This is a genomic window from Cytobacillus gottheilii (genome assembly GCF_900166665.1).
Lineage (GTDB): Bacteria > Bacillota > Bacilli > Bacillales > Cytobacillaceae > Cytobacillus > Cytobacillus gottheilii_A.
Genome location: NZ_LT800494.1, coordinates 3,485,312 through 3,504,925, shown reverse-complemented (window position 1 = coordinate 3,504,925; position 19,614 = coordinate 3,485,312). Strand labels below are relative to the sequence as shown.

General features: G+C 39.0%; 21 protein-coding genes. 10 read left to right on the top strand and 11 right to left on the bottom strand.

The features are described from left to right. Positions 1-47: 47 nt before the first annotated feature. Entirely contained in the window at positions 48-542 is a 495-nt protein-coding gene (locus tag B7E07_RS17175; protein ID WP_080847857.1) for a pyridoxamine 5'-phosphate oxidase family protein, read from the bottom strand. 133 nt (positions 543-675) lie between these two features. Here B7E07_RS17175 and B7E07_RS17170 point away from each other — a divergent pair, with 133 nt between their 5' ends. Next, positions 676-1,146: an NUDIX hydrolase gene (locus tag B7E07_RS17170; RefSeq protein ID WP_080847854.1), complete on the top strand. Its 471-nt coding sequence runs from the start codon at positions 676-678 to the stop codon at positions 1,144-1,146. Positions 1,147-1,377: 231 nt separating this feature from the next. Here the strand turns inward: B7E07_RS17170 and B7E07_RS17165 are convergent, their stop codons facing one another. Both B7E07_RS17165 and B7E07_RS17160 read right to left on the bottom strand, forming a co-directional pair. Further along, complete coding sequence (locus tag B7E07_RS17165) at positions 1,378-2,376, bottom strand: DUF3231 family protein (protein WP_080847852.1); 999 nt, start codon at positions 2,374-2,376, stop codon at positions 1,378-1,380. Between the two features lie 79 nt (positions 2,377-2,455). Further along, entirely contained in the window at positions 2,456-3,175 is a 720-nt protein-coding gene (locus tag B7E07_RS17160) for a hypothetical protein (RefSeq protein ID WP_080847851.1), read from the bottom strand. Between the two features lie 248 nt (positions 3,176-3,423). Between B7E07_RS17160 and B7E07_RS17155 the strand changes: the two genes are divergently transcribed. Continuing rightward, positions 3,424-3,936, top strand: a complete 513-nt coding sequence (locus B7E07_RS17155; RefSeq protein ID WP_257391485.1) for a hypothetical protein — start codon at positions 3,424-3,426, stop codon at positions 3,934-3,936. A gap of 125 nt (positions 3,937-4,061) precedes the next feature. Here the strand turns inward: B7E07_RS17155 and B7E07_RS17150 are convergent, their stop codons facing one another. From B7E07_RS17150 to B7E07_RS17140, 3 genes are all read right to left on the bottom strand, one after another. Then, positions 4,062-5,774, bottom strand: coding sequence for a methyl-accepting chemotaxis protein (locus tag B7E07_RS17150; RefSeq protein ID WP_080847848.1), 1,713 nt, complete (start codon positions 5,772-5,774; stop codon positions 4,062-4,064). A gap of 409 nt (positions 5,775-6,183) precedes the next feature. After that, positions 6,184-7,374 (bottom strand): MFS transporter, encoded by a 1,191-nt coding sequence (locus B7E07_RS17145; RefSeq protein ID WP_080847846.1) that lies wholly within the window; start codon positions 7,372-7,374, stop codon positions 6,184-6,186. Continuing rightward, a complete protein-coding gene (locus B7E07_RS17140; RefSeq protein WP_176215232.1) occupies positions 7,374-7,943 on the bottom strand; it encodes a non-canonical purine NTP pyrophosphatase in 570 nt (189 codons plus the stop codon). Before B7E07_RS17140 ends, B7E07_RS17145 begins: the two co-directional genes overlap by 1 nt. A 102-nt stretch (positions 7,944-8,045) precedes the next feature. On the opposite strand from B7E07_RS17140, the gene B7E07_RS17135 reads away from it, so the two are divergent. The 8 genes from B7E07_RS17135 to B7E07_RS24495 all read left to right on the top strand — a co-directional run bounded on the left by B7E07_RS17135 (position 8,046) and on the right by B7E07_RS24495 (position 13,472). Next, the gene (locus B7E07_RS17135) at positions 8,046-9,770 is read left to right on the top strand and encodes an ABC transporter substrate-binding protein (protein WP_080847840.1); all 1,725 of its coding nucleotides are present in this window, start codon (positions 8,046-8,048) and stop codon (positions 9,768-9,770) included. A gap of 29 nt (positions 9,771-9,799) precedes the next feature. Beyond that, positions 9,800-10,147 carry a short-chain dehydrogenase gene (locus tag B7E07_RS17130; RefSeq protein WP_080847838.1) on the top strand — a complete coding sequence of 116 codons (348 nt, stop codon included), beginning with the start codon at positions 9,800-9,802 and terminating at the stop codon, positions 10,145-10,147. A gap of 600 nt (positions 10,148-10,747) precedes the next feature. Then, complete coding sequence (locus tag B7E07_RS17125) at positions 10,748-11,164, top strand: GNAT family N-acetyltransferase (RefSeq protein ID WP_080847837.1); 417 nt, start codon at positions 10,748-10,750, stop codon at positions 11,162-11,164. Further along, positions 11,161-11,505, top strand: a complete 345-nt coding sequence (locus B7E07_RS17120; RefSeq protein WP_080847835.1) for a DUF6176 family protein — start codon at positions 11,161-11,163, stop codon at positions 11,503-11,505. Before B7E07_RS17125 ends, B7E07_RS17120 begins: the two co-directional genes overlap by 4 nt. A 73-nt stretch (positions 11,506-11,578) precedes the next feature. Beyond that, entirely contained in the window at positions 11,579-11,803 is a 225-nt protein-coding gene (locus B7E07_RS17115; RefSeq protein WP_080847832.1) for a hypothetical protein, read from the top strand. 156 nt (positions 11,804-11,959) lie between these two features. Continuing rightward, positions 11,960-12,310 carry a PadR family transcriptional regulator gene (locus tag B7E07_RS17110; RefSeq protein ID WP_080847829.1) on the top strand — a complete coding sequence of 117 codons (351 nt, stop codon included), beginning with the start codon at positions 11,960-11,962 and terminating at the stop codon, positions 12,308-12,310. Further along, positions 12,294-13,295, top strand: coding sequence for an HAAS signaling domain-containing protein (locus B7E07_RS17105; RefSeq protein ID WP_080847825.1), 1,002 nt, complete (start codon positions 12,294-12,296; stop codon positions 13,293-13,295). Before B7E07_RS17110 ends, B7E07_RS17105 begins: the two co-directional genes overlap by 17 nt. A gap of 45 nt (positions 13,296-13,340) precedes the next feature. Further along, complete coding sequence (locus B7E07_RS24495) at positions 13,341-13,472, top strand: hypothetical protein (protein ID WP_257391484.1); 132 nt, start codon at positions 13,341-13,343, stop codon at positions 13,470-13,472. A 249-nt stretch (positions 13,473-13,721) separates the two neighbouring features. Here B7E07_RS24495 and vanT read toward each other — a convergent pair whose 3' ends face one another. From vanT to vanR, 5 genes are all read right to left on the bottom strand, one after another. Next, positions 13,722-15,836, bottom strand: coding sequence for a serine racemase VanT catalytic subunit (vanT, locus tag B7E07_RS17100; protein WP_080847822.1), 2,115 nt, complete (start codon positions 15,834-15,836; stop codon positions 13,722-13,724). Continuing rightward, complete coding sequence (locus tag B7E07_RS17095; protein WP_080847819.1) at positions 15,833-16,600, bottom strand: D-alanyl-D-alanine carboxypeptidase family protein; 768 nt, start codon at positions 16,598-16,600, stop codon at positions 15,833-15,835. The genes vanT and B7E07_RS17095 overlap by 4 nt, the downstream gene beginning before the upstream one ends. Beyond that, complete coding sequence (gene vanG / locus B7E07_RS17090; protein ID WP_080847815.1) at positions 16,597-17,649, bottom strand: D-alanine--D-serine ligase VanG; 1,053 nt, start codon at positions 17,647-17,649, stop codon at positions 16,597-16,599. The genes B7E07_RS17095 and vanG overlap by 4 nt, the downstream gene beginning before the upstream one ends. 122 nt (positions 17,650-17,771) lie before the next feature. After that, a complete protein-coding gene (gene vanS, locus B7E07_RS17085; protein ID WP_373886057.1) occupies positions 17,772-18,875 on the bottom strand; it encodes a vancomycin resistance histidine kinase VanS in 1,104 nt (367 codons plus the stop codon). Further along, a complete protein-coding gene (vanR, locus tag B7E07_RS17080) occupies positions 18,868-19,572 on the bottom strand; it encodes a VanR-ABDEGLN family response regulator transcription factor (protein WP_080847812.1) in 705 nt (234 codons plus the stop codon). Before vanR ends, vanS begins: the two co-directional genes overlap by 8 nt. Between the last annotated feature and the right edge of the window lie 42 nt (positions 19,573-19,614).

Below are 19,614 nucleotides of genomic sequence, written 5' to 3'. Positions count from 1 at the left end.
AACAAAAAAATGGATTGTCCAATTAGACAATCCATTTTTTTCTGCTGCTAGTTGTTATTATTCAATTCAATCGTTTCATTTACATCTGCAGATCGGGAACTTTGACCCGTCATGCGTTTGTAAAAGAAGGCCACTTTTTTGGTGAAATTACCTGTTTCCCAATATTCAGCTGCTTCCGCTTCGACTTTGATTAAAACAACGTTCGGGTTATCGTAAGAAGTTTGCATAATCTTCTCAAGCCCTTTGTTCCACAGATCTTTTTTCTTGTTTAAATCCTGAACGATTTCAGCTCTACCACGTACAGAAACATAGGACTTGCCGGCATAAGCGACATTCACATCCTGATCATGCATAATTTCTTCATACTTATCTGTCTCTTTTTTCGTGAAAAACCATAAGTCACCATCGAACTCGACTTCCTGTGTTTTCATCGGACGCGATACAAGACCATCTTCAGAAACCGTTGTCAGCATGGCGGTATCAATGTCTTTAATTAATTCTCTTAATGTTTCCAGTTCTTCTTGTTTTAACATGTTGGGCATCTCCTTCACTTCTATAGTCTCTATAGAGGTAAACTACCCTTTGCACAAACTTTTATGCATAAATGGAAGATGACACAAGGAACTCATTGAAAAGAAGAGAAATAATAATCATTGAGTTTTTAGGAGGGGAAAAATGGGCTATATTTCTGAGCTTCGAAAACAGATTGGCAGCAGGCCGATCATCAGTGTAGGAGCAACCATATTAGTGATCAATCAAAAGAAAGAAGTTCTTTTTCAGCATCGCTCAGATACGTTGGATTGGGGTTTGCCTGGTGGGTCTATGGAACTCGGCGAAACATTAGAGGAAGTTGCACAGCGGGAACTAAGAGAAGAAACAGGATTAACTGCGAATCAGCTTATATTAATGGGTGTCTTTTCCGGTCCCCATTATTATTTTCAATATCCAAATGGGGATGAAACCTATAGTGTCATTAGTTTATTCCATGCACAGCAGGTGACTGGAGAATTAGCTATAAATGACGGAGAAAGTCTGGAGCTAAAGTATTTTGGCAAAGATCATCTTCCAAATGAGATTGAAAAAAGAGCATGGGAACTGATAAATCAATTGGGTGACGCATTTTGGGAGTTGGGGGATTCTTTTTAAGAAATTTCTTATGTTGGAGAGGAGGGTGATAAAAAATGGAACACTATCAAATCAGAATACATACATAAAAGTCCAGACCATATACGAAAAAAAATGCATGTCAGCTGCCCAATGGCATCAATATTCATGATTATTATGTTAATGCAGTGGTGATAACAAAAGAAAAGCAGATGGTGCTTTATCATTATGAACAAAAACACCCTAACTACCAGATAGGGCTCGTAGTTAGGGTTATTTAGAAATTTCCTTTCTATTCGGCGCAAGGGGCGGCTGTTCCAGCCATTTGTTTTTGACCATAATGTCAAACCAATCTTTTGTAACTAGAAGGTTCTGTAAAATAGTCGCTTCGTAAGTGGCGATTAAATCGGTTCTCATGGATGAAGCCAGACCTGCACCATGATAGTTTTGTGCAGCCTGAAATAAAAATCCAGTATGATACATGATTAATTTATCTGAAAAAGGGGATTCTGTTGATTGAGTAACTTCTGTTTCCCACGATTTTGGAACAGGCAGATTATCCGTTTGCAGTATTTTGGCTAGAGTTTTGATTTGCCCATCAGCCGTTTTTTCAGACTCACGTAAAAATTTCTTCACTTCTTTTGATTGTGCGATCTGACTAAAAGCGATAGAGAGTGTTTTTGCCATAATGCTTTTTTTGAGGTTTAAAGAAATACTAATAATCTCAATTGCTGAAAGGGTTCTGCCTTTGCCAAAGAAGCCATCCTTAAAATCTTTACTGGAAATAAAGGTGGGTTGGTCATAGGCATAAAACATAGGGTCACGCTGAAAAAGACCTTTTTCAAGTAAGAGATCAGTTGTTTTGTGATACATATCTTTCGCAGCGTCATCGCAAGAATCATAGAATAGTCTTAAATCTTTTCTGACAGAGACGCCTAATGAAGTGCTGTGCCCTAATAAACCGTGCAAGGTCATTATATTTAAATAATTTAGACAAAATGCATCTGTGAATAATCGCTGTTTACCTGGGAACAAATCGGTCTCATTAAATCCGATCGGTACAGGAAAACCTTCTTTCTCAATAAAAGTCTTAATTTGTTCCTTCTGACTTCCAAATGTTTGGATCGCTTCATGAAAAATCGCCTTAATTGCCTCATCCTCAATAATAGAGTACATATACTTATTGACGATATCTGTGGCTGTTCCATTTATGTACTCTCCCCACAAGGAGCCAATCTCAGAGGAGGTAAGCTTCATTTTTTCCATCTCCATATATTCACCTCTCCGATAATATTTCCTTATATTGAAAAAATATAATCTTTGCGGAGAGTTTGTTTTCAGCGGAGTTTTTTTAAACTAAGAGCAGTGCTGTATACCCAACCACCCCTAAAAAGAAGGCAGCAAAGCTGCTTTTCCGTTCTTCAGGCAGCTCTTCTTTTAGTACATTCAGCACAATACCGCCCGCCAAAAATGCAGTAAGCAGGGAGATATAGACTTCTTCCAATTTTACAAAGGCGCCAATGGTCCAGCCCATTAAAATGGCAGCCGTTAATCCCCAGCGTCCGTAATGGTCATAGATGCCCTGGTGATCTTTGCGCAAACTATGGTCATTTGTCACAAAATGCACGGCCAGTGCCAAAAAGTAAAAGAACATTCCCCAAAGACTTTCGAATTCTTCTCTGACCAATAAGTATCCAATCAATGCATTGTATAAGAAAAAGGAAGTGATATGGATCCAAAATACACCTGGACTAGTTTTGTCGTTTTGGCTCGACTTGGAGTTTTTTACCATTTTTTCAAGTCCATAAAATAAGGCAAGTCCCAGCAATGCAATAATGTAGGCATGATTCTCAAGGAAACGAAACAATCCTGGACGTGCGGCTTCTTCAAGAACCTGCTGGTGCTTGTTTAAGTCCGGCAGAAGATGAATAAACACATAAGCAACAGCCACACCGCCGGCGGCTGAGAGGAAGCGGCTTCTTGGAATGGCCTTAATAAACCTCATATACTTTGAAAAATAGTGAATCAGCGTAAAGCCTAGTGCAAAAATAAAGCTAAACAGCATTTCCATATTATGACCTCCCCTGTTGGACACTTTTATAAGTGCTTTTCACCAATTAAAAGAAATTCAAACAAAGAAAGGCTTTTATGACTATATTAAGGATTCCCTAACAAAGAAAATCGAAAAGCCTGCTGGCAGAAGGATGGATCTTCTGCCAGCAGACGTATTTTTATGGCGACAAAGTTCGAGTTTCTCTGGCGCGTTCCTATGGCTGCTAATACATATCTTCTTTATGACTGGTTATTTTAATAAAGACATTGAATCAATCTATGAACGAGGAGATCAATATGAAGAAGAAAAATCATGTGTTTCTAAATGTTGGAATGGTTGGATTGTCATGGTTCATCATACTTCTTTTAGGCAAAGAAAATATTAAAAAATATTTGCCGGCATCTATCTTTATTTTATTCGTTGAGAAGCTTCATGCTGCACATGGGAAGAAGCAGAAATGGTGGGTTTTCTATAACAAACCCAAATCGTATTTCTTTGGAGAATTCCCTTATCAGGTTGGTCCTTTTTTTATGCTGGCTCTGTGGACATTGAAAAAAGCATATGGTGATTTCAAACCTTTTATTCTGCTCAATGCGGGGATAAGTGCTTTCTTTGCATTCCCTCTAACATATATGGCAAAACAAATAAAATATTATCGCTTAAATCGTATCAATCATGTCCAGTTTTTCTTCTACTTTTTCTATAAGTCATTCCTATTATATGGTTTTCAATATTTAATTGAGCGTTGGTTTTCGAAAAGAGAAAAGGAAGTTACATGAGTTCATACTCTTACCGAAGAACAGTAATAGTGAAAACAACACGCCTCCTGGCAGAAGAGACTGCCAAGAGGCGTATTTAAGTCGACAAAACCGAGCTTTCTCGTGGTGTCCCAGCGACTGCTTAATCAAATTTTAAATTGCTTAATAATTACCTGCAGATCGTCAGCTAATTTGGCAAGTGCTAGTGAGGATGAAGTGATTTCTTGCATGGATGCAAGTTGTTCTTCTGTGGCAGCTGAAATATTCTGAGTGACCATAGAAGTTTCTTGCGCTACAGTGCTCACATTTTTAATCGAGTCGTTTACTGAAATCGTTCCACTTGATAATTTCTTAAGTGATTCTGAAATGTCTTCAATTTGTAAGACCACTCCGTTAACTGCTTCTTCAATTTTCTCGAAAGAGCTTCCTGCTATATGAACAACATTAAGGCCAGATTGAACTTCTTCGGCAGCTTTCTCCATTGTTTCTAAAGTCACATTCGTATCATTTTGGATTAATTGAATAAGGTTTGCTATTTGTTCAGTTGATTTAGTTGATTCTTCAGCTAGTTTTCTTACTTCATCTGCAACAACAGCAAAGCCCTTTCCATGTTCTCCAGCTCTTGCTGCTTCAATCGCAGCATTTAATGCTAATAAGTTCGTTTGAGCAGAAATTCCTGTTATTACATTCGTTATCTGACTTATTTCATTCGATCTTGCATCCAGGCTTCCTACAGCCTTAGATAAGCTATTCACATTTTCATAAATAGAATTCATTTGTTCATTCACTTTTTTTATAGCCTGATTTCCTTCACTAGAAAGCGTTGATGCATGAAGCACATCTTTCGTGATTTTCTCTGTATGATTCGTAATCGTTTTTGTATGTTCGGTAATATCTTCTATCACTCTAGCACTCTTATCAACTGTATTAAGCTGCTTATCCGAACCGATTGCCAATTCTTGAACGGTCATCGTGATATGCTCGCTTGCGTTGCTATTTTGCTCTGCACTTGCACTTAATTGTTCAGAGGCAGATGCAACTTGCTGAGAAGAGTCTTGAACCGTACCAAATACAGCTTTGAGTGTATTTGTCATATTGTTAAAAGAAACAGAGAGCTCACCAATTTCGTCCTTTGATTCATAGTTGCCTTTAACAGTAAAGTTTCCATTTTCAGCTTCCATCAGTAAGCCTTTAACCTCTTTAATCGGACGGGTAATCATACGGCTGATGATTGTGCTTAACACTATTAAAATGAGGAGTGCCAAAATAACAATACCAGTGACAAAAAAGAGTACCTCTTGTTTTTTGTCGTTATTTTCGTTATTTATAGATTCTGCAATTTGAACATTTGATTTCTGTAATTGTTTTAAAGTCTCATTCAAAGCAGATCTGTTATCTTCAACTGCACCGAGGTATAGTGAGTAAGCCTCTTCATTTTGATTCTCTGCAGCAAGCTCCACTACCAAATTTCGATTCTTAGCAAGCTCTTGTGAGGTTTGTTTGTATTGCTCGACTAAATTTTGTTGTTCTTTTGTTAAAACTGTACTTTCAATTTCAGCAATAAGTGAATCGATCTCTTCCCATGCGGATGAAATTTCATTTATTAACTCCTGGTTTCTTTCGGGATCTTCTGTTACTAAAAGTTCTAATGTATAAGCGTCGCTAGCTCTAGCGTTTACTCTGATTTGCATAACCATATTTAGAGGAACTAGATTATCTTTATACATAATATTGGAACCCTTAGCCATTTCATTAATGTAGCTAATTCCTAGGGTTCCAACTGAGCTAAGCCCTAATGTACTTACAATGATAATAATGAGTAATTTCTTGCTGATACTTAAATTTTTTATGAATTTCAAGTTGAAGGCTCCTCTGCAGTAATATTCTCTCCCTATAAATATCGGTAAAAAATATCCTATATCGAATTGTAATGATTACCATTTTAAATATGATTATTGTTCGTAATCGGACTTTTCAATAGCCAATTTATTAAAGAGGAGACCGAAAAACGGACGTAAAATAGCATGAAGAAATGTGGTGTTGGGCGTTACAGTGAATGCTGCATCCCATATTAAACACTTTCAAGTTTGCAATAGACCTATTCATTGGATACTTTTAGAAATGATAGAATAGAAGGGAGGGAGAAGAATCGAAAAGCGGCAGCTGATAACTTTTATAAATACGCCCTCTTGTGTTCCTTAAAGGGCGTATCTTTCAGTGGGTGAATTAGAGTTTATTCAAGTAATTTCTGGGTGTCAAGGTGAAAACCTAAGCATCTCTAGAAGCCTTCAAAACCCACCCAATCCCCAAAAACAAAAACATCAAGCCGGCTAAATAGTAAACGACTGCAAGGTCATATGTACCAAGTAAAGCAAAAGCAACTAGCGGTCCAAGGGCAGCTCCCACGTCAACGACAATGGTGTAGGCGGTCATGACTTTCACTTTATTTGTTTGACTGGCAGTTTTTACGGCCATAGTGTCAGCGGTTGTCACGAAAATGGTGGAAGTGAATTGAAATAATAATAATAACAAAAGCAGTGGTACAATATTTTGCACAAAACCTAAGCCGAAAAGCAAAACAGCTCCAATAAGTATTGGAACAATAATGAATAATACCGGTGTTTTGCTTGAATCAATCATCTTGCCAATTTTCGGAGCGATGAAAGGGTCCCAGCCCCAGCGCAAGGCTTGGATAATGCCTGCCAGCGTAGCCGCCCCAACCGTCAATCCAGCAGCGCTCCACTTATTGTCATAGTGCGCTTCAATAGATGTACTGAGGGTAGAAGCGAAAAGCCCAAATATAATGAAACCAACCATCGCACCCGTCCCTAAAATAAATCCGCTATCAATGGTAAGCCAGTTTTTTGATGCCTTCATTTGCGCAGGCTCCTCTTGTTCAACTTTAGAAAGTGGAATCAGAAAAAATACTGCTGGCACCATAACAAGACCTATAGCAGCAAATAAGGAACTCACAAACAAAATAGAAGTTTGATCAACAAGTAAACCTCCACCGAGCATGCCAACAAGACCGCCGATTCCCCATAAACCGTTATATAAGCCGACAAGATTGCCTGTATTATCCTCTGTTGCAACCTCTGCGACAGTCAGGAATCCGCCAAGGCGCAGAAGGGACCAGGCAACTCCCCATAACAGCCGCATAAGGAACAGCAGCCAAAATTCATTGAAAAATCCATAACCTGCCGTGGTGCCAACAGCAATCAGCAATGCAAGCAATACACCTGTCCGCAGCTCAAACCTTTGGTAAAACAACCCCACTAAAGGATTAATAGGCAGGCGAATAAACCGGTTGATTGAAAGCAGGAGACCAATTTGCCATAGCGAAGTTAGACCAAACTCCTGCCAGTAGACAGGCAGCGCGATGATCAGCATGGAATCTCCCAGCAGTGCGGCTCCTGTAATTGCGGCGATTCCAATTACTTTCCTTTTAGCTGCAGTCATTATTTTAGCCATTCGAGGATATGCTGCTTTGCTTGAAATAAAGCCTGGTGCTGATGATTAAAGGGGCTATCATCAATTTCAGAAAGAACTTTTCCATTACTTAATAAAAAAATATCTCCATATCCTTGGATTTCTTTGTTATCTCTATTGCTGATCCAGCCATGCATGATTCCGTGACACTCTGCAGATTCGCCGTTCGGAAATGAAACGCTGATGCTGCTGTTGAATTGTGCCCTTCTTTTGCTTAAAGGAACATCTGCTAGCTTTTCCATCAGCACATGTGCCCGATCAGCATCACTGCCTGGGGAAAAACGCGCTGTTTTAACGCCGGGAAAACCTTCTAAAGCATTAATCGTTAAACCAGAATCCTCTGCTATAATTATGTCTTTTGGAAAAACATTTCTGACTGCTCCTACTTTTAATGCTGCGTTTCCTTCAAATGAAAGAGCAGTTTCTTCAATATCTTCTATTACACCAGATAGAGAAGTGACCTCAATGGGAACTTCACTCAAAAAACGTTGGATTTTCTTCACCTTGGATGGATTCCAGGATGCAATGATCACTTTCATATATATCAACCTCCTGCTATTCATTGTACTTTTTGAAAAGAGGAAAAAAAGTGTATAATAGCTTTAATTGTTTTTCCCCTTTTGTCAGGAGGAGCTGAAAATATGAAGCTATTAGAGCATTATGACATCCTTTTTCAAAGCTTAAAGGAAACAAATAAAGAGATAAAGATAACGGTTCAAGACCTTTCAGAGATGCTGTCATGCACCTACCGAAATGCCAAAATCATTCTCCGAAAGTTAGAGGAGCAGAATTGGATCGAGTGGAAGCCGGGGAAGGGGAGAGGGAATCTTTCCAGTATAAAACTTCTGAAAGTTTTGGATCACCTTGTTGTGGACGAAGCGAAAAGCATGTTAACACCGACTTCCATTGATGCAGGAATCAGCCTGTTAAAAAAATATGGAGTAAAAGAATCTGTGCAACGTGAATTCGTTGGTTGGGTGTTTCATACGTACCTCGGCAAACTGCTCGGTCCTGAAGGTGGTAAGCTTTCACGATTGCATTTCCCTTCTTATCGGCCGCTTCCTGTTCTTGATCCGGCCAAAGTCAACAGACGTTCCGAAAATCATATTATGCGCCATATTTTTAGTACGCTCGTTACATATGATCAGGAAAATGATGAGTTTCTCCCATATCTGGCTCATCACTGGGAACATAATGAAGACTATACAAAATGGACTTTTTATCTGCAAAAAGCTGTCCTTTTTCATCATGGAAAAGAAATGACAGCAGACGATGTCCGTTATAGTTTTATCCGCCATCGTGAAAATAGATCCGCTTATGAATGGATCCTAGATGGACTGGAAGATATAAAGGTTAATCATCGGTATACGATTCAATTTGTGTTTAGTGAAACTTGCCCATCTTTTCTGCATTTAGCTTCCTCATTAGGCGGAAGCATTTTGCCGGAGGATGTACCGGTAACTAGTGAGTTGCCAGTAGGGACAGGACCATATAAAGTCAGTGATAATACGGAAGATAAATTAGTCTTAACCGTCTTTTCAGACTACTTCTTAAGACAGCCTTTTCTTGACGAGATTACACTATACTTTTTCCCGCAGCTTTATGATAATGCTGCTGATCTGCAGTCGGTTTCCAATTATGAAGATATGAACTTTTACCATTATCCCTATCAGGGGAGAAAGGTTCAGGAATTTAAAAAGTATACGATGCTGGATAAGGGAAGCAAGCTGCTTACGCTAAATTTGCATAAAGGGATTCTTGCTGAAAATGCCTATGTAAGAGAAGCTATTTTTCATTTTTTATCACCGGAAAAACTAATCGAGGAATTAGGCGGTTCACGCTTTAAAACGGTGTCTCGGATATTAAAAAAGTTTGAAGAAAAGAATCAGGAACGATCTGTATCGGCTGGTGAAAAGGCTCTAGCAGCAAGTGGTTACAAAGGGGAAACGCTTACCTTGGTTAGTTATGTTGGAGCAGGGAATGAAGCAGATGCAAAGTGGATTCAGAAGGTTTTACGGAATAAAGGGATAGAATTAGAACTCACATTTTACACGTATACTGAATTGCATAAGCGAGCATTACACAAAGAAGCAGATCTTCTCCTCGGTGAACAAATCGGTGATGAAAGTGATGTATATACCTATCTTTCAGCATTCAGGGGAAATCACAGCTTGTTAAAACATCATCTCCCGGAAGCTGTGAATGATGAAGATTTACTATCTTTAGAAAATAAAATACTGAAACAAAACGGGCATATTCATCTTTACCGGTTAAATCAATTCGCCTTTTATCACCATGATGTAAAAGGTGTATCATTTAATGCGCTAGGATGGATTGATTTTACGAAATTATGGTATGAAGCCTGAAATAGAACGAATAGAGAGGAAGACAAAGTATGCCCTTAGTACATGAATTCGGAATTCTGAATGAGTTCGATAAAGAGAAAAAATACTTAAACTACGAGCCGGAAAAATATAACTGTATTTCTGTTGATGATGATTTTGTTCAAAATATCGCAGCAGACCTAACCATCATGAAAACTTATTTTCAATCTTACAAAAGGCAGGAATATGGCCTGGCTATGTGGGGAATCACACTAATCCCCCCTGAATCACTGCAGCTTTTTTATGAGAAGGTGACCTCTTCAAAAGACTTTAAGGAATCCCATGATCTAGCTGAATTAGCAGCCAAAATTCTGCAGGCAATAGAAGAAGAGAAATATATGATTCATTTTGGCGTTTGATGCATAAAGTTAAGAAGAGGCTGGGACATAGGTTTTAACACAACCACAGAACCGAATGATTAAAGAGTGAATCTTTCTAATCATTCGGTTTTTATTTACTTTACCTTTAGTATTTCTAAACATGAGTGAAATGGAGCGGAGGACCCTCGACTCCTATGGGCAATAGAGGAAAAGGTGAGACCCCGCAGGAGCTTTTGCTCCGAGGAGACTCAGCTTCCTCCCCATGGAAAGCGAGGGTCTGGAGCGCAATGGAACGGGCTTGTGTTAACACATAAACCTTGAAAATGAACATTCGTGTTTTACAAATAGTAGTTTTCGTTTTGTCCCAGCCTCTTCATTTCTCTGCTTCCCTGAAATATTCCGAAAGCTGGCTTGAATTTGTAATTTGATAAGATGACGTTTTATAAAAAAGAAGCCATTTCTTAGAGGAGGTTATGGGCTCTTTCGTTTTAAAAAATGCAGACCAAATGAAGGAAAATGGATGTTCTTTCCGAATAGGTTAGTAGATTGCTTACAAAATAGGAGGTCTCATTTTGCTGCTTTATTTTTAATAAATCCGCTCCAACAAGTGTTTATAAACAAAATAGGAGTGGATCTAAAATGATGTTTAAAACTGATATTAATGGAATTACAGCTGAGATGTTAGGAGGGTTTTTCGTGGACTGGCCAAATCCGCCAAGCTCAGAAACCCATTTACAGCTCTTAAAAAATAGCACAAAAGTAGTTGTAGCTTTAGATGGAAATCAAGTCGTTGGTTTTATAACGGCGATTAGTGACGGAGTTTTATCTGCTTATATTCCGCTGCTGGAAGTCTTGCCTGAATACAAAAATAAAGGTATTGGTAAGGAATTGGTAAATATCATGCTTGAAGAGCTTAGTGATATTTATATGATCGATTTATGCTGCGATGATGACGTGGTGCCTTTTTATAATCAATTCAAAATGATGAAAACAAACGGCATGATTGTAAGAAATTACGATCATCAATCTGGAAGTAAAAGGATGGTAACGAAATGAATGTAGAATTGACAAGGTTCAGAGTGAAACAAGGCAAATCAGAACGTGTGGATGAATGGCTTCAGTTTCTGAATGAGCATATGGATGACGTGCTCGTTACACTTGAAGGTGAAAAGATGTACGTCGAAACCATTTTCAGAGAGCTGCTCAATGGTGAGGAGTATTTGTACTGGTATTCTGTCCAAGGAAGCGGGGGAATAGAAGTAGAAAATTCTCAGCATTGGATTGATAAGAAGCATTTAGAGTTTTGGGAAGAATGCATAGATGAAACCTTTAAACCGATTGACCTGAAAACAGAAGTTGTCATGATTCCAGAGAAGATAAGAAATAGTATGAAATAACTGTGCCTATTATTTTGAAACAGCATACAGCTGTATTAGAATGAAGAATAGTTATAGTGAGGGGGACATTTGAATGAAGAAGAAAAAGCAATATGAAGTGACATTTATTTTAAATAACGGTGAGATCGGGCATCTCATCGAAGCATCTTCTCTCGTGCGCGCAAGAGACAAAATTATGAAACATTTTGTAGACGATTTAAGCAGTCCCGTCATAGCAATTTCGGATGGTTTAGTCATTATTAAACAAAATATCCAATACTTCAAAGTACATGAATATGATTTCTTCGAAGAAGTTTGAATATAGAAGGTAAAGAACGCTATCCGATTCAGGGCTGCGTTCTTTTTTTCCTATATTTACAAAAATTGAATGGTAATCGTAACAACAATAGTGTATGATACATAGTATAAACCATATAGTGTATAACATACAGCATAAATGCAGTGAGGTGAGTGAATGAGCAATCTGTTACTTTCTTTAACAACCGAATTACGAAGAGGCACTTTGACATTAGCCGTTTTAAGTCAATTACAGACACCGCAATACGGTTATTCACTTGTCCAATTACTCGAAGAATCAGGTATCAATATTGATCAAAGTACGCTGTATCCGCTGCTCCGCCGTCTGGAGAAACAGGAATTGGTTACAAGCAGCTGGGATACATCTGAAAGCAGACCGAGAAAATATTATGTTCTCAGTGATTATGGGCAGGAAATTTATACAGAGTTAAAAAAAGAATGGCTGAAAAGTTCCAAGGAGCTTTATGACTTATTAAAAGGAGAGGAAGACGATGCAAAATCTGATTGAGATTTACATCCAGGAAGTCACAAGAAGATTACCGGAAAAAAATCGCAGTGACATTGCATTAGAACTTCGGTCGACAATTGAGGATATGCTGCCTGATGAGCATAACGAAGCGGACGTAAAGTCAGTTCTTGAAAAACTGGGAAATCCAGTAGCATTGGCGGGAGGTTATCGGGATCAGCCTATGCATTTAATTGGTCCACGGTATTATGACCTCTATATTTCACTATTGAAAATGATTCTTCCAATCGCAGTTGTTGTATCGTTTATCACAATGGTTGCCTCTTATTTTATTCAATATAATGGTGAGGAAGATTTCATCAATTTCATCACAACTCTGATCACAAAGGGAATTATAACGTTAGTAGAAGTTGGTGTTGGAGTCCTTTTCTGGATAACGATTGTTTTTGCAGTCATTGAACGAACAGACACCAATAAAGGTACAGACCCGGTAACGAACAGTTTGACTAAATGGACCCCGGAAGTTCTAAAGCAAATCACATATGTTCCAAAGAAAAAAGCAGTCTCAAAGAGTGAGATTTTTGGCAGTTTTATATGGAGTGCGATTTGGATCAGCTTCTATTTTAATGCGAATCACTTAATTGGACTGTATGAAGACAAGGGAAATGGTCTTGAGTTTGTGCAGCCAGTCTTTCATCAAGACGTACTCATTGGATATTGGCCGATCGTAGTTACTATTTTGGCACTTGAAGTAGCATTGGCAATCTATAAATATGTAAAAGGACAATGGACGAAGAGGTTGGCGATTTTAAATTTAATTGTCGAAGCAGCAGGAGTAATTGTCCTCTTGATTCTATTTATTAATCCAAACCTTTTGCAGGAGGAGTTCTTTAATTATTTCGCTGCTTTGTTTTCTGCATCCAGTTCACAGCTGCAGGTTGGTTTTATCAGTGTTACATTCCTGGTCGTTCTGGTATTTGCTGTCATCAGCATTGTTGATGGATTTCGGAAAGCGAGGATTAAGTAAGAGGGGGGGATGTTCCCTCTTATTTTCTTCATTAAAGGGAATGTAATGCGCGAGAAAAACAGAATATTAGAAGTTATTGTTGATCATTTATCCGGTATTGAGCATATGACACACTCTTTAAATTCCCAAGAGGTGTGGACAGGGATGTTTAATCAAACATTATATCCGAATGGTTAAGAAATGAATCTTTTTGTTATATTACATTAAAAATATCTTTGAATATTTGAGTGAAATGGAGCGGAGGACACTCGACTCCTGTGGGCAATAGAGGAAAGGTGAGACCCCGCAGGAGCGTCCCGCGACGAGGAGGCTCAGCTTCCTCCCCACGGAAAGCGAGGGTCCGTAGCTCAGGTGAAACGGGCTTGTTTGATTTAAGGTTATCAATTTAGTCTTATCTAATATTATAAAGTACAGACTGCTACTAAATTATATTTTATAAACATACCCCAATCGCTCCCCAAGTCTGCTCAATAATTCATTCGTGATTGTCCCGCATGACTCCGAAACGTCTTCTGCTGTGATTTGCTGTGATCCATCTTTGCCAATCAATGTTGCAATATCGTCTGCTTGTACCCCTTCAATTCCTGAAACATCCACCAGGAGCTGATCCATGCAGATCCGGCCGATAATCGGTGCTTTTTGCGAACGAATTAGGACATGTCCGTTTGCCATATTTCTTGGAATACCATCAGCATAGCCAATCGTGATGACTGCTGTCTTCATTGTGCTTGCTGCGGTGAAGGATCTTCCATAGCCGAGCTCTTCCCCAGTGTGCAAGGACTTTACCATTGCAACTCTAGCTTTAATAGATAATACGGGTTTTAGTTCAACATTCGTATTAACCCTATCATTTTGGCTTAGGACTCCATAAAGAGTGATCCCTGCACGAGCGTAATCATACTGTAAATGAGGATAATTCAAGATGCCATAGCTAGCTTGAATATGCTGATGCCCAACAGGAAGGTGCTGTGATTCCAGCCATTGAATTGTTTGATTGTATCTATCTATTTGTCTATTCGTAAATGCTATATCATCTGGATCTAGGCTATCAGATACTGCTAAATGCGAAAAAACACCTGTTATCGTTAAATGTTTGCACTGATAAATTTCTTTAAGATCTGCAAGCCCTGAAGCATCAGTTCCCAAACGATGCATCCCTGTATCTATCTTGATCTGAATGTTGATGGGTACAGCTTGTCTGTTTAACTCCTTTGCATGCTCAAGTCCAATCACTGTTTGTGTAAAGTTATATTTCTTGATAATCCTAATAGATTGAGCGGGGGTATACCCTAAAATAAGAATATCACCTTTAATGCCGTTACTCCGAAGCTCAATTGCTTCAGCTAAAGTAGCAACGGCAAATGAATTTATTCCTGTTTGCGATAATTCTTTTGCTATTTTTACTGACCCATGACCGTAGGCATTTGCTTTTACCACTGCCATTAGTTTTGTTTTCTCTGGGAGTATTCTTATCAGTTGTCTTGCGTTTTCCCTCAATGCCTGTAGATCAATTTCTACCCATGCTCTCCCAGTAGGGGGCGGGTTAGCATTTTTTTCCCTTTTCCAAACAATCGTTGCTAGTCTTGCTGCAGCAAAAGTGAAAAAGCTGACAGCTGCAAAGTGCAGGAGGCTATTATCAACAAACCAATTTTCCAGTTTAAAGATCTCTGCTGCAGAACGGACAAGCACAATTATCCAAGGATGGATTATGTACATGATCGTTGAAATAGTACGAAGACCTTTACTGCTTTTTCCCCGAATTTGCAGCAGGCTTCTAAAGAGAAAATACATTGCTGGAACGAGCATGATATACATACTGTCATGCCGCTGAAGCTCAAAAGCATGCAGGAGCAGTCCTTCAAGTATCAGCAAAGAAAAAGAGATAATGAAAAACAGAAGATTTCGCTGAAGAGGAATTACATGATTCCCTTTATAAATCAGCATTCCCAGCATTAAAAAGATTGGCACCATAAAAACGCCATTTCTTGTATAGTCTGATAGAGTAAAGACTACATCATAAAATGTTTCTAAACTGGATAACGTCTCTGTAACTCCATAGTAGCTGTCACCGAATAATCCTATAATATAAAGAATAAGAGAGATGAAAAAAGTGAATTTTAGTCCTATTTTACGAACTAGAAAAGCAACAATCATCACACCTAAAATCAGTCCAGGGAAATACCATAAATGATAAAAAGTGCCATCAAAGATGATATCCTTAATCAATTCCTGCCCCCAATTTGCAGCCTCATAATGACCGGCATACAAATTCAGCGGGAGGTACAGGAAAATGGAAAGAGCATATAATATGGCGATTTTTTTACAGAAAGAAAGAATATAAGCCTTATCGCCATTTTCGATATACTTATAGAGAAAGTACCCGCTGACCATGAGAAAAAAGGGAACTGCGACTCTGGCAATAATCCGCGTCAGAATAAAATCACCATTCTCTCCATAAGAAAGAAGCGGTGATGTATGGTTAGCAATTACAAGAAAAGCAGCTATTAACCTAAAGGAATCAAGCGACCCTGTTTTACTCATAAAGAATTTCTCCAAACTGTCACGATAAAGCCGTCCACATTGTTCCCGGAGACTTGGTATAAGCAATCCTCTGGTATTTGAATGGTCGTCTCCTGATCTATTGCTCTTACAAAAAATATCTCGAAGTTTTTGCCCTTTTCACTAAATGTATAATGCTGGCTATCCTGCGGAAAATCGGAAAGAAACTGAATGTATTCTTCCAGACAGAAATCGTGATGATCCATAATTCTTGCGTGCGGGTATCCGATATAACGGAAATGCCAAGGTTCGTGTGAGATGCCTGTTATCTCTTCTTTGCCGCTGGAATAGCGCTCAATAAAACCGTAGTCTGCCGCCAGTTTGCGAAACTGACCAAAGATGCCTGTGTATGGAAAAGAAGGACGAATGAAATCAATTTCATCCGTATTTTCTCCTAAATCAATGGCAAGACCAGACTCATGCTCGCTGCAGCCTGGATAGGCGACATATTGCTCTGTAAAGGTTCTGCCATTTTTTATGAGAGAATCTTTGAATAATTGTTCTTGTTCTTCTTTGCTTCGAAAACCGCTAACTGGCACAATTTTTCCCCGTGCTTCTACTTTTTCAAGAAGCTGAGTTAATGAGGCAGCGGCCCTTCGTTCGAGTAAAATAGATTCGACGTTTTCAAGACAGGGCACAAGTGCTGGTGAATCTTGGGCTTGTCTTTGTTTTAGTCCGTTATGGCGATTTACGAGCAGTAAATAGCCTTTATACATATCGTCTTTCTGCAGCGTAATGTTTCTCATCGCTCAAGCCCCAATTGGATCAGCGTATCAATGATTTCGGAAAACGTTAATCCAATGCCTTTCATCATATTTGGATAACGGCTGTGATCTGTGAAACCTGGAAAAGTGTTCACTTCATTGAAGACAATCTCGCCACTTGGGGTAATAAACATGTCCACCCGTGCCAAACCAGAGCAGCCAAGGGCATGATAGATTTTAATGCCTGTATCCTTTACTTTTGCTTTCAGATCTTCGTCGATGCGGGCTGGCATATGAATCTTTGAAGTAGTGAGACTGTATTTTTCTTTAAAATCAAAATAGCCAGTTTCCAACTCTATTTCGTCCACTTCACCGACAATGAGGTCATCATTGCCTAAAATAGCACATCCAACTTCAAAACCATCAATAAACTCTTCGATAATAACACGGTCATCATGAGAAAAAGCTTCGGCAACAGCACTGGGCAGTTCGTCTCTTTCGTTAACAAGCGTAATTCCGATGGAGGAGCCAGATTTAACGGGTTTAACAAAAAGCGGCAGCTTCAGCTGATCAGTTTCTGCAATGATTTCTTCTATTAACCCAGACTTTGAAAATACTACGGAAGCTGGGGTGCGAACCCCTTCGAGTGCTGCTAATTTATGAGCGCGGTCTTTATCCATGCACAAGGCAGAAGATAAGGTATTACAGCCCACGTATGGAATTCCAGCTAGCTCTAAGTATCCTTGCAGTGTTCCGTCTTCGCCATTTTTACCATGTAAAACTGGGAATACTAGGTCAATCATCGTTTTGACAACTTGTCCATTTGCCTCTTCCAATAAATGATTCTCATAGCGGTTTGGCGAAAAGATCGCAGGCGTACAGTTTGCTTCATCAGCATACCATGTATCATTTAAGATGTTTTCTGCACGGCCGTGATATCGGTACCAGCGCCCTTCCTTTGTGATGCCAATTAAAACGACTTCATATTTTTCAGGATCCATATGTGTAATGACAGAGTATGCAGATTGCAGAGATACTTCATATTCATTCGAGCAGCCGCCAAACAGAACAGCAACGATCATTTTTTCCATAATAAATTCCTCCTTGTAAATAAAAAAACACTTTTTGTTTCTGTACATAAATCGTACTAAAACAAAAAGTGTTATTTTTTCGTTTATTTTCAAGGAAATAATACGTTTTTCTTCTGTAATTCTTACGATTTTCTTACGGTGAGAGGGAGTGTGACGATAAATTCAACCGTTTCATTCTCACTCTGTGCAGAGATCGTGCCGCCGTGCAGTTCAACGATTTCCTTGGCGATTGCAAGGCCAAGTCCTGCTCCACCTGATTTCGTTCCGCGGGACGTGTCCAATCGATAGAATTGTTCAAAGATGCGCTCCAGCTTATCTTTCGGAATGACAGGACCTTTGTTTATAAAATGAAGGTGTAAATGGTTCTGATCCTTTTCTGAACGAATGATAATGGCGCTATTTTCATAGCTGTAATTAATTGCATTGCGGATTAAGTTATCAAAAACACGTTCCATTTTATTAACGTCGCAGGAGATTTCCAGATTGTCCTCAATCTCTAATTGGCAGGTTAACTTCTTTTCTGCAAGTAGGGGATTAAATTCAAAAGTAATCTGCTCCAGCATTCTAGTCAGATTAATAAGACTCATTTCAGGACTTAGCTGTGTTAAATTGAAACGGGTGATTTCAAAGAACTCATTAATTAAATCCTCAAGTCGTTCGGCTTTATCTAATGAAATCGATAGATATTTTTCCCGCAGCTCTTCTGAAATTTGCTGTTCATCCCGCAGCAGTGTTAAATAGCCGATGACAGAAGTTAGAGGTGTTTTCAAATCATGAGCCAGATAAACAAGCAGGTCATTTTTGCGCTGTTCTGCTTCTTTTGCCAGTCTGGCATTGCGGATCGAATCCTGCTTGGTGCTATTCATTCGTTCTTCCACTTGCTTTAATTCAGATGGCAGACGGATATAATCACTATTGTCTGAAGCAAGCAGCCTGCTTGCTTCTACAATCTGATCTACGTACTTGAGCGTTTTTCTCCAAAAATACATAAAGATGCCGACAATCCCGATCATCCATGTGATTAGAATAAAAGGAATGGGGTTATTGCGAACAGGACTTAGCAGGAGATAGAACAAATCATTTGGCTGCCAAACAAAATTGCTATAGATAAAATAACCTGCAATAATAAATGTCATTAAACCAACTGAAAAAATAAAGATTGCAGAGAAAAATTTCATAAACATCCTGCCAGTTAATCCGCTGCTTGGAGCACTTTCTCTATTCAATGGTATAGCCAACCCCCCATACCGTTTTAATAAACTTTGGCTTTCTTGAAGGCTCTTTCATTTTTTCCCGTAAACGGGCAATATGGGCCATCACAGTATTGTTATTATCAATATATTTCTCGCCCCAGACGGCTTCAAACAGTTCCTCTGAGGAAACCACCTTGCCTTTGTTTTCACATAAATGCCAAAGAATCGAGAATTCGATCGGCGTTAATGAAAGTGGTTTTCCATAGAGCGTGCATTTACGGGTGTCCTGATTAATGATTAAGCCAGAGAAATCATGTTCCTTTGCAGCAGCTGCAGGCTCAGGGGTGCTGCTGTTATTTGTATTATAGCGTTTATAGCGGCGCAGCTGTGCTTTTACTCTAGCCACCATTTCCAGCGGATTAAAAGGCTTTGTTATGTAGTCATCAGCACCTAATGTCAGCCCGGTGATTTTGTCGATATCTTCAATTTTTGCTGTTAGCATAATCACGGGATAATGGTGATTCTCTCGGATTTTCTGACAGATTGAGAACCCGTCCACATCCGGCAGCATCACGTCTAAAATCGCAAGCTCGAGCTCATGATTTTGTATAAATTCAAGTGCCGGTTTTCCTTCATAAAACACATGTACATCATAGCCTTCATTTATTAAATAAAATTTTACTAAATCGGCAATCTCTTTTTCATCGTCTACAATTAATATAGGGTTCATATTTTCACCTCAAACTGCTTACTGAACTACTATAGATTAAAT

Coding starts and splice junctions, on each gene's coding strand:
- B7E07_RS17120 (WP_080847835.1), top strand. CDS start 11,161: ATGAATGTAGAATTGACAAGGTTCAGAGTGAAACAAGGCAAATCAGAA.
- vanG (WP_080847815.1), bottom strand. CDS start 17,649: ATGGAAAAAATGATCGTTGCTGTTCTGTTTGGCGGCTGCTCGAATGAA.
- B7E07_RS17115 (WP_080847832.1), top strand. CDS start 11,579: ATGAAGAAGAAAAAGCAATATGAAGTGACATTTATTTTAAATAACGGT.
- B7E07_RS17140 (WP_176215232.1), bottom strand. CDS start 7,943: ATGAAAGTGATCATTGCATCCTGGAATCCATCCAAGGTGAAGAAAATC.
- B7E07_RS17095 (WP_080847819.1), bottom strand. CDS start 16,600: ATGAGAAACATTACGCTGCAGAAAGACGATATGTATAAAGGCTATTTA.
- B7E07_RS17125 (WP_080847837.1), top strand. CDS start 10,748: ATGATGTTTAAAACTGATATTAATGGAATTACAGCTGAGATGTTAGGA.
- B7E07_RS24495 (WP_257391484.1), top strand. CDS start 13,341: ATGCGCGAGAAAAACAGAATATTAGAAGTTATTGTTGATCATTTATCC.
- B7E07_RS17145 (WP_080847846.1), bottom strand. CDS start 7,374: ATGACTGCAGCTAAAAGGAAAGTAATTGGAATCGCCGCAATTACAGGA.
- B7E07_RS17165 (WP_080847852.1), bottom strand. CDS start 2,376: ATGGAGATGGAAAAAATGAAGCTTACCTCCTCTGAGATTGGCTCCTTG.
- B7E07_RS17170 (WP_080847854.1), top strand. CDS start 676: ATGGGCTATATTTCTGAGCTTCGAAAACAGATTGGCAGCAGGCCGATC.
- B7E07_RS17160 (WP_080847851.1), bottom strand. CDS start 3,175: ATGGAAATGCTGTTTAGCTTTATTTTTGCACTAGGCTTTACGCTGATT.
- vanT (WP_080847822.1), bottom strand. CDS start 15,836: ATGAGTAAAACAGGGTCGCTTGATTCCTTTAGGTTAATAGCTGCTTTT.
- vanR (WP_080847812.1), bottom strand. CDS start 19,572: ATGAACCCTATATTAATTGTAGACGATGAAAAAGAGATTGCCGATTTA.
- B7E07_RS17110 (WP_080847829.1), top strand. CDS start 11,960: ATGAGCAATCTGTTACTTTCTTTAACAACCGAATTACGAAGAGGCACT.
- B7E07_RS17135 (WP_080847840.1), top strand. CDS start 8,046: ATGAAGCTATTAGAGCATTATGACATCCTTTTTCAAAGCTTAAAGGAA.
- B7E07_RS17175 (WP_080847857.1), bottom strand. CDS start 542: ATGCCCAACATGTTAAAACAAGAAGAACTGGAAACATTAAGAGAATTA.
- B7E07_RS17105 (WP_080847825.1), top strand. CDS start 12,294: ATGCAAAATCTGATTGAGATTTACATCCAGGAAGTCACAAGAAGATTA.
- B7E07_RS17130 (WP_080847838.1), top strand. CDS start 9,800: ATGCCCTTAGTACATGAATTCGGAATTCTGAATGAGTTCGATAAAGAG.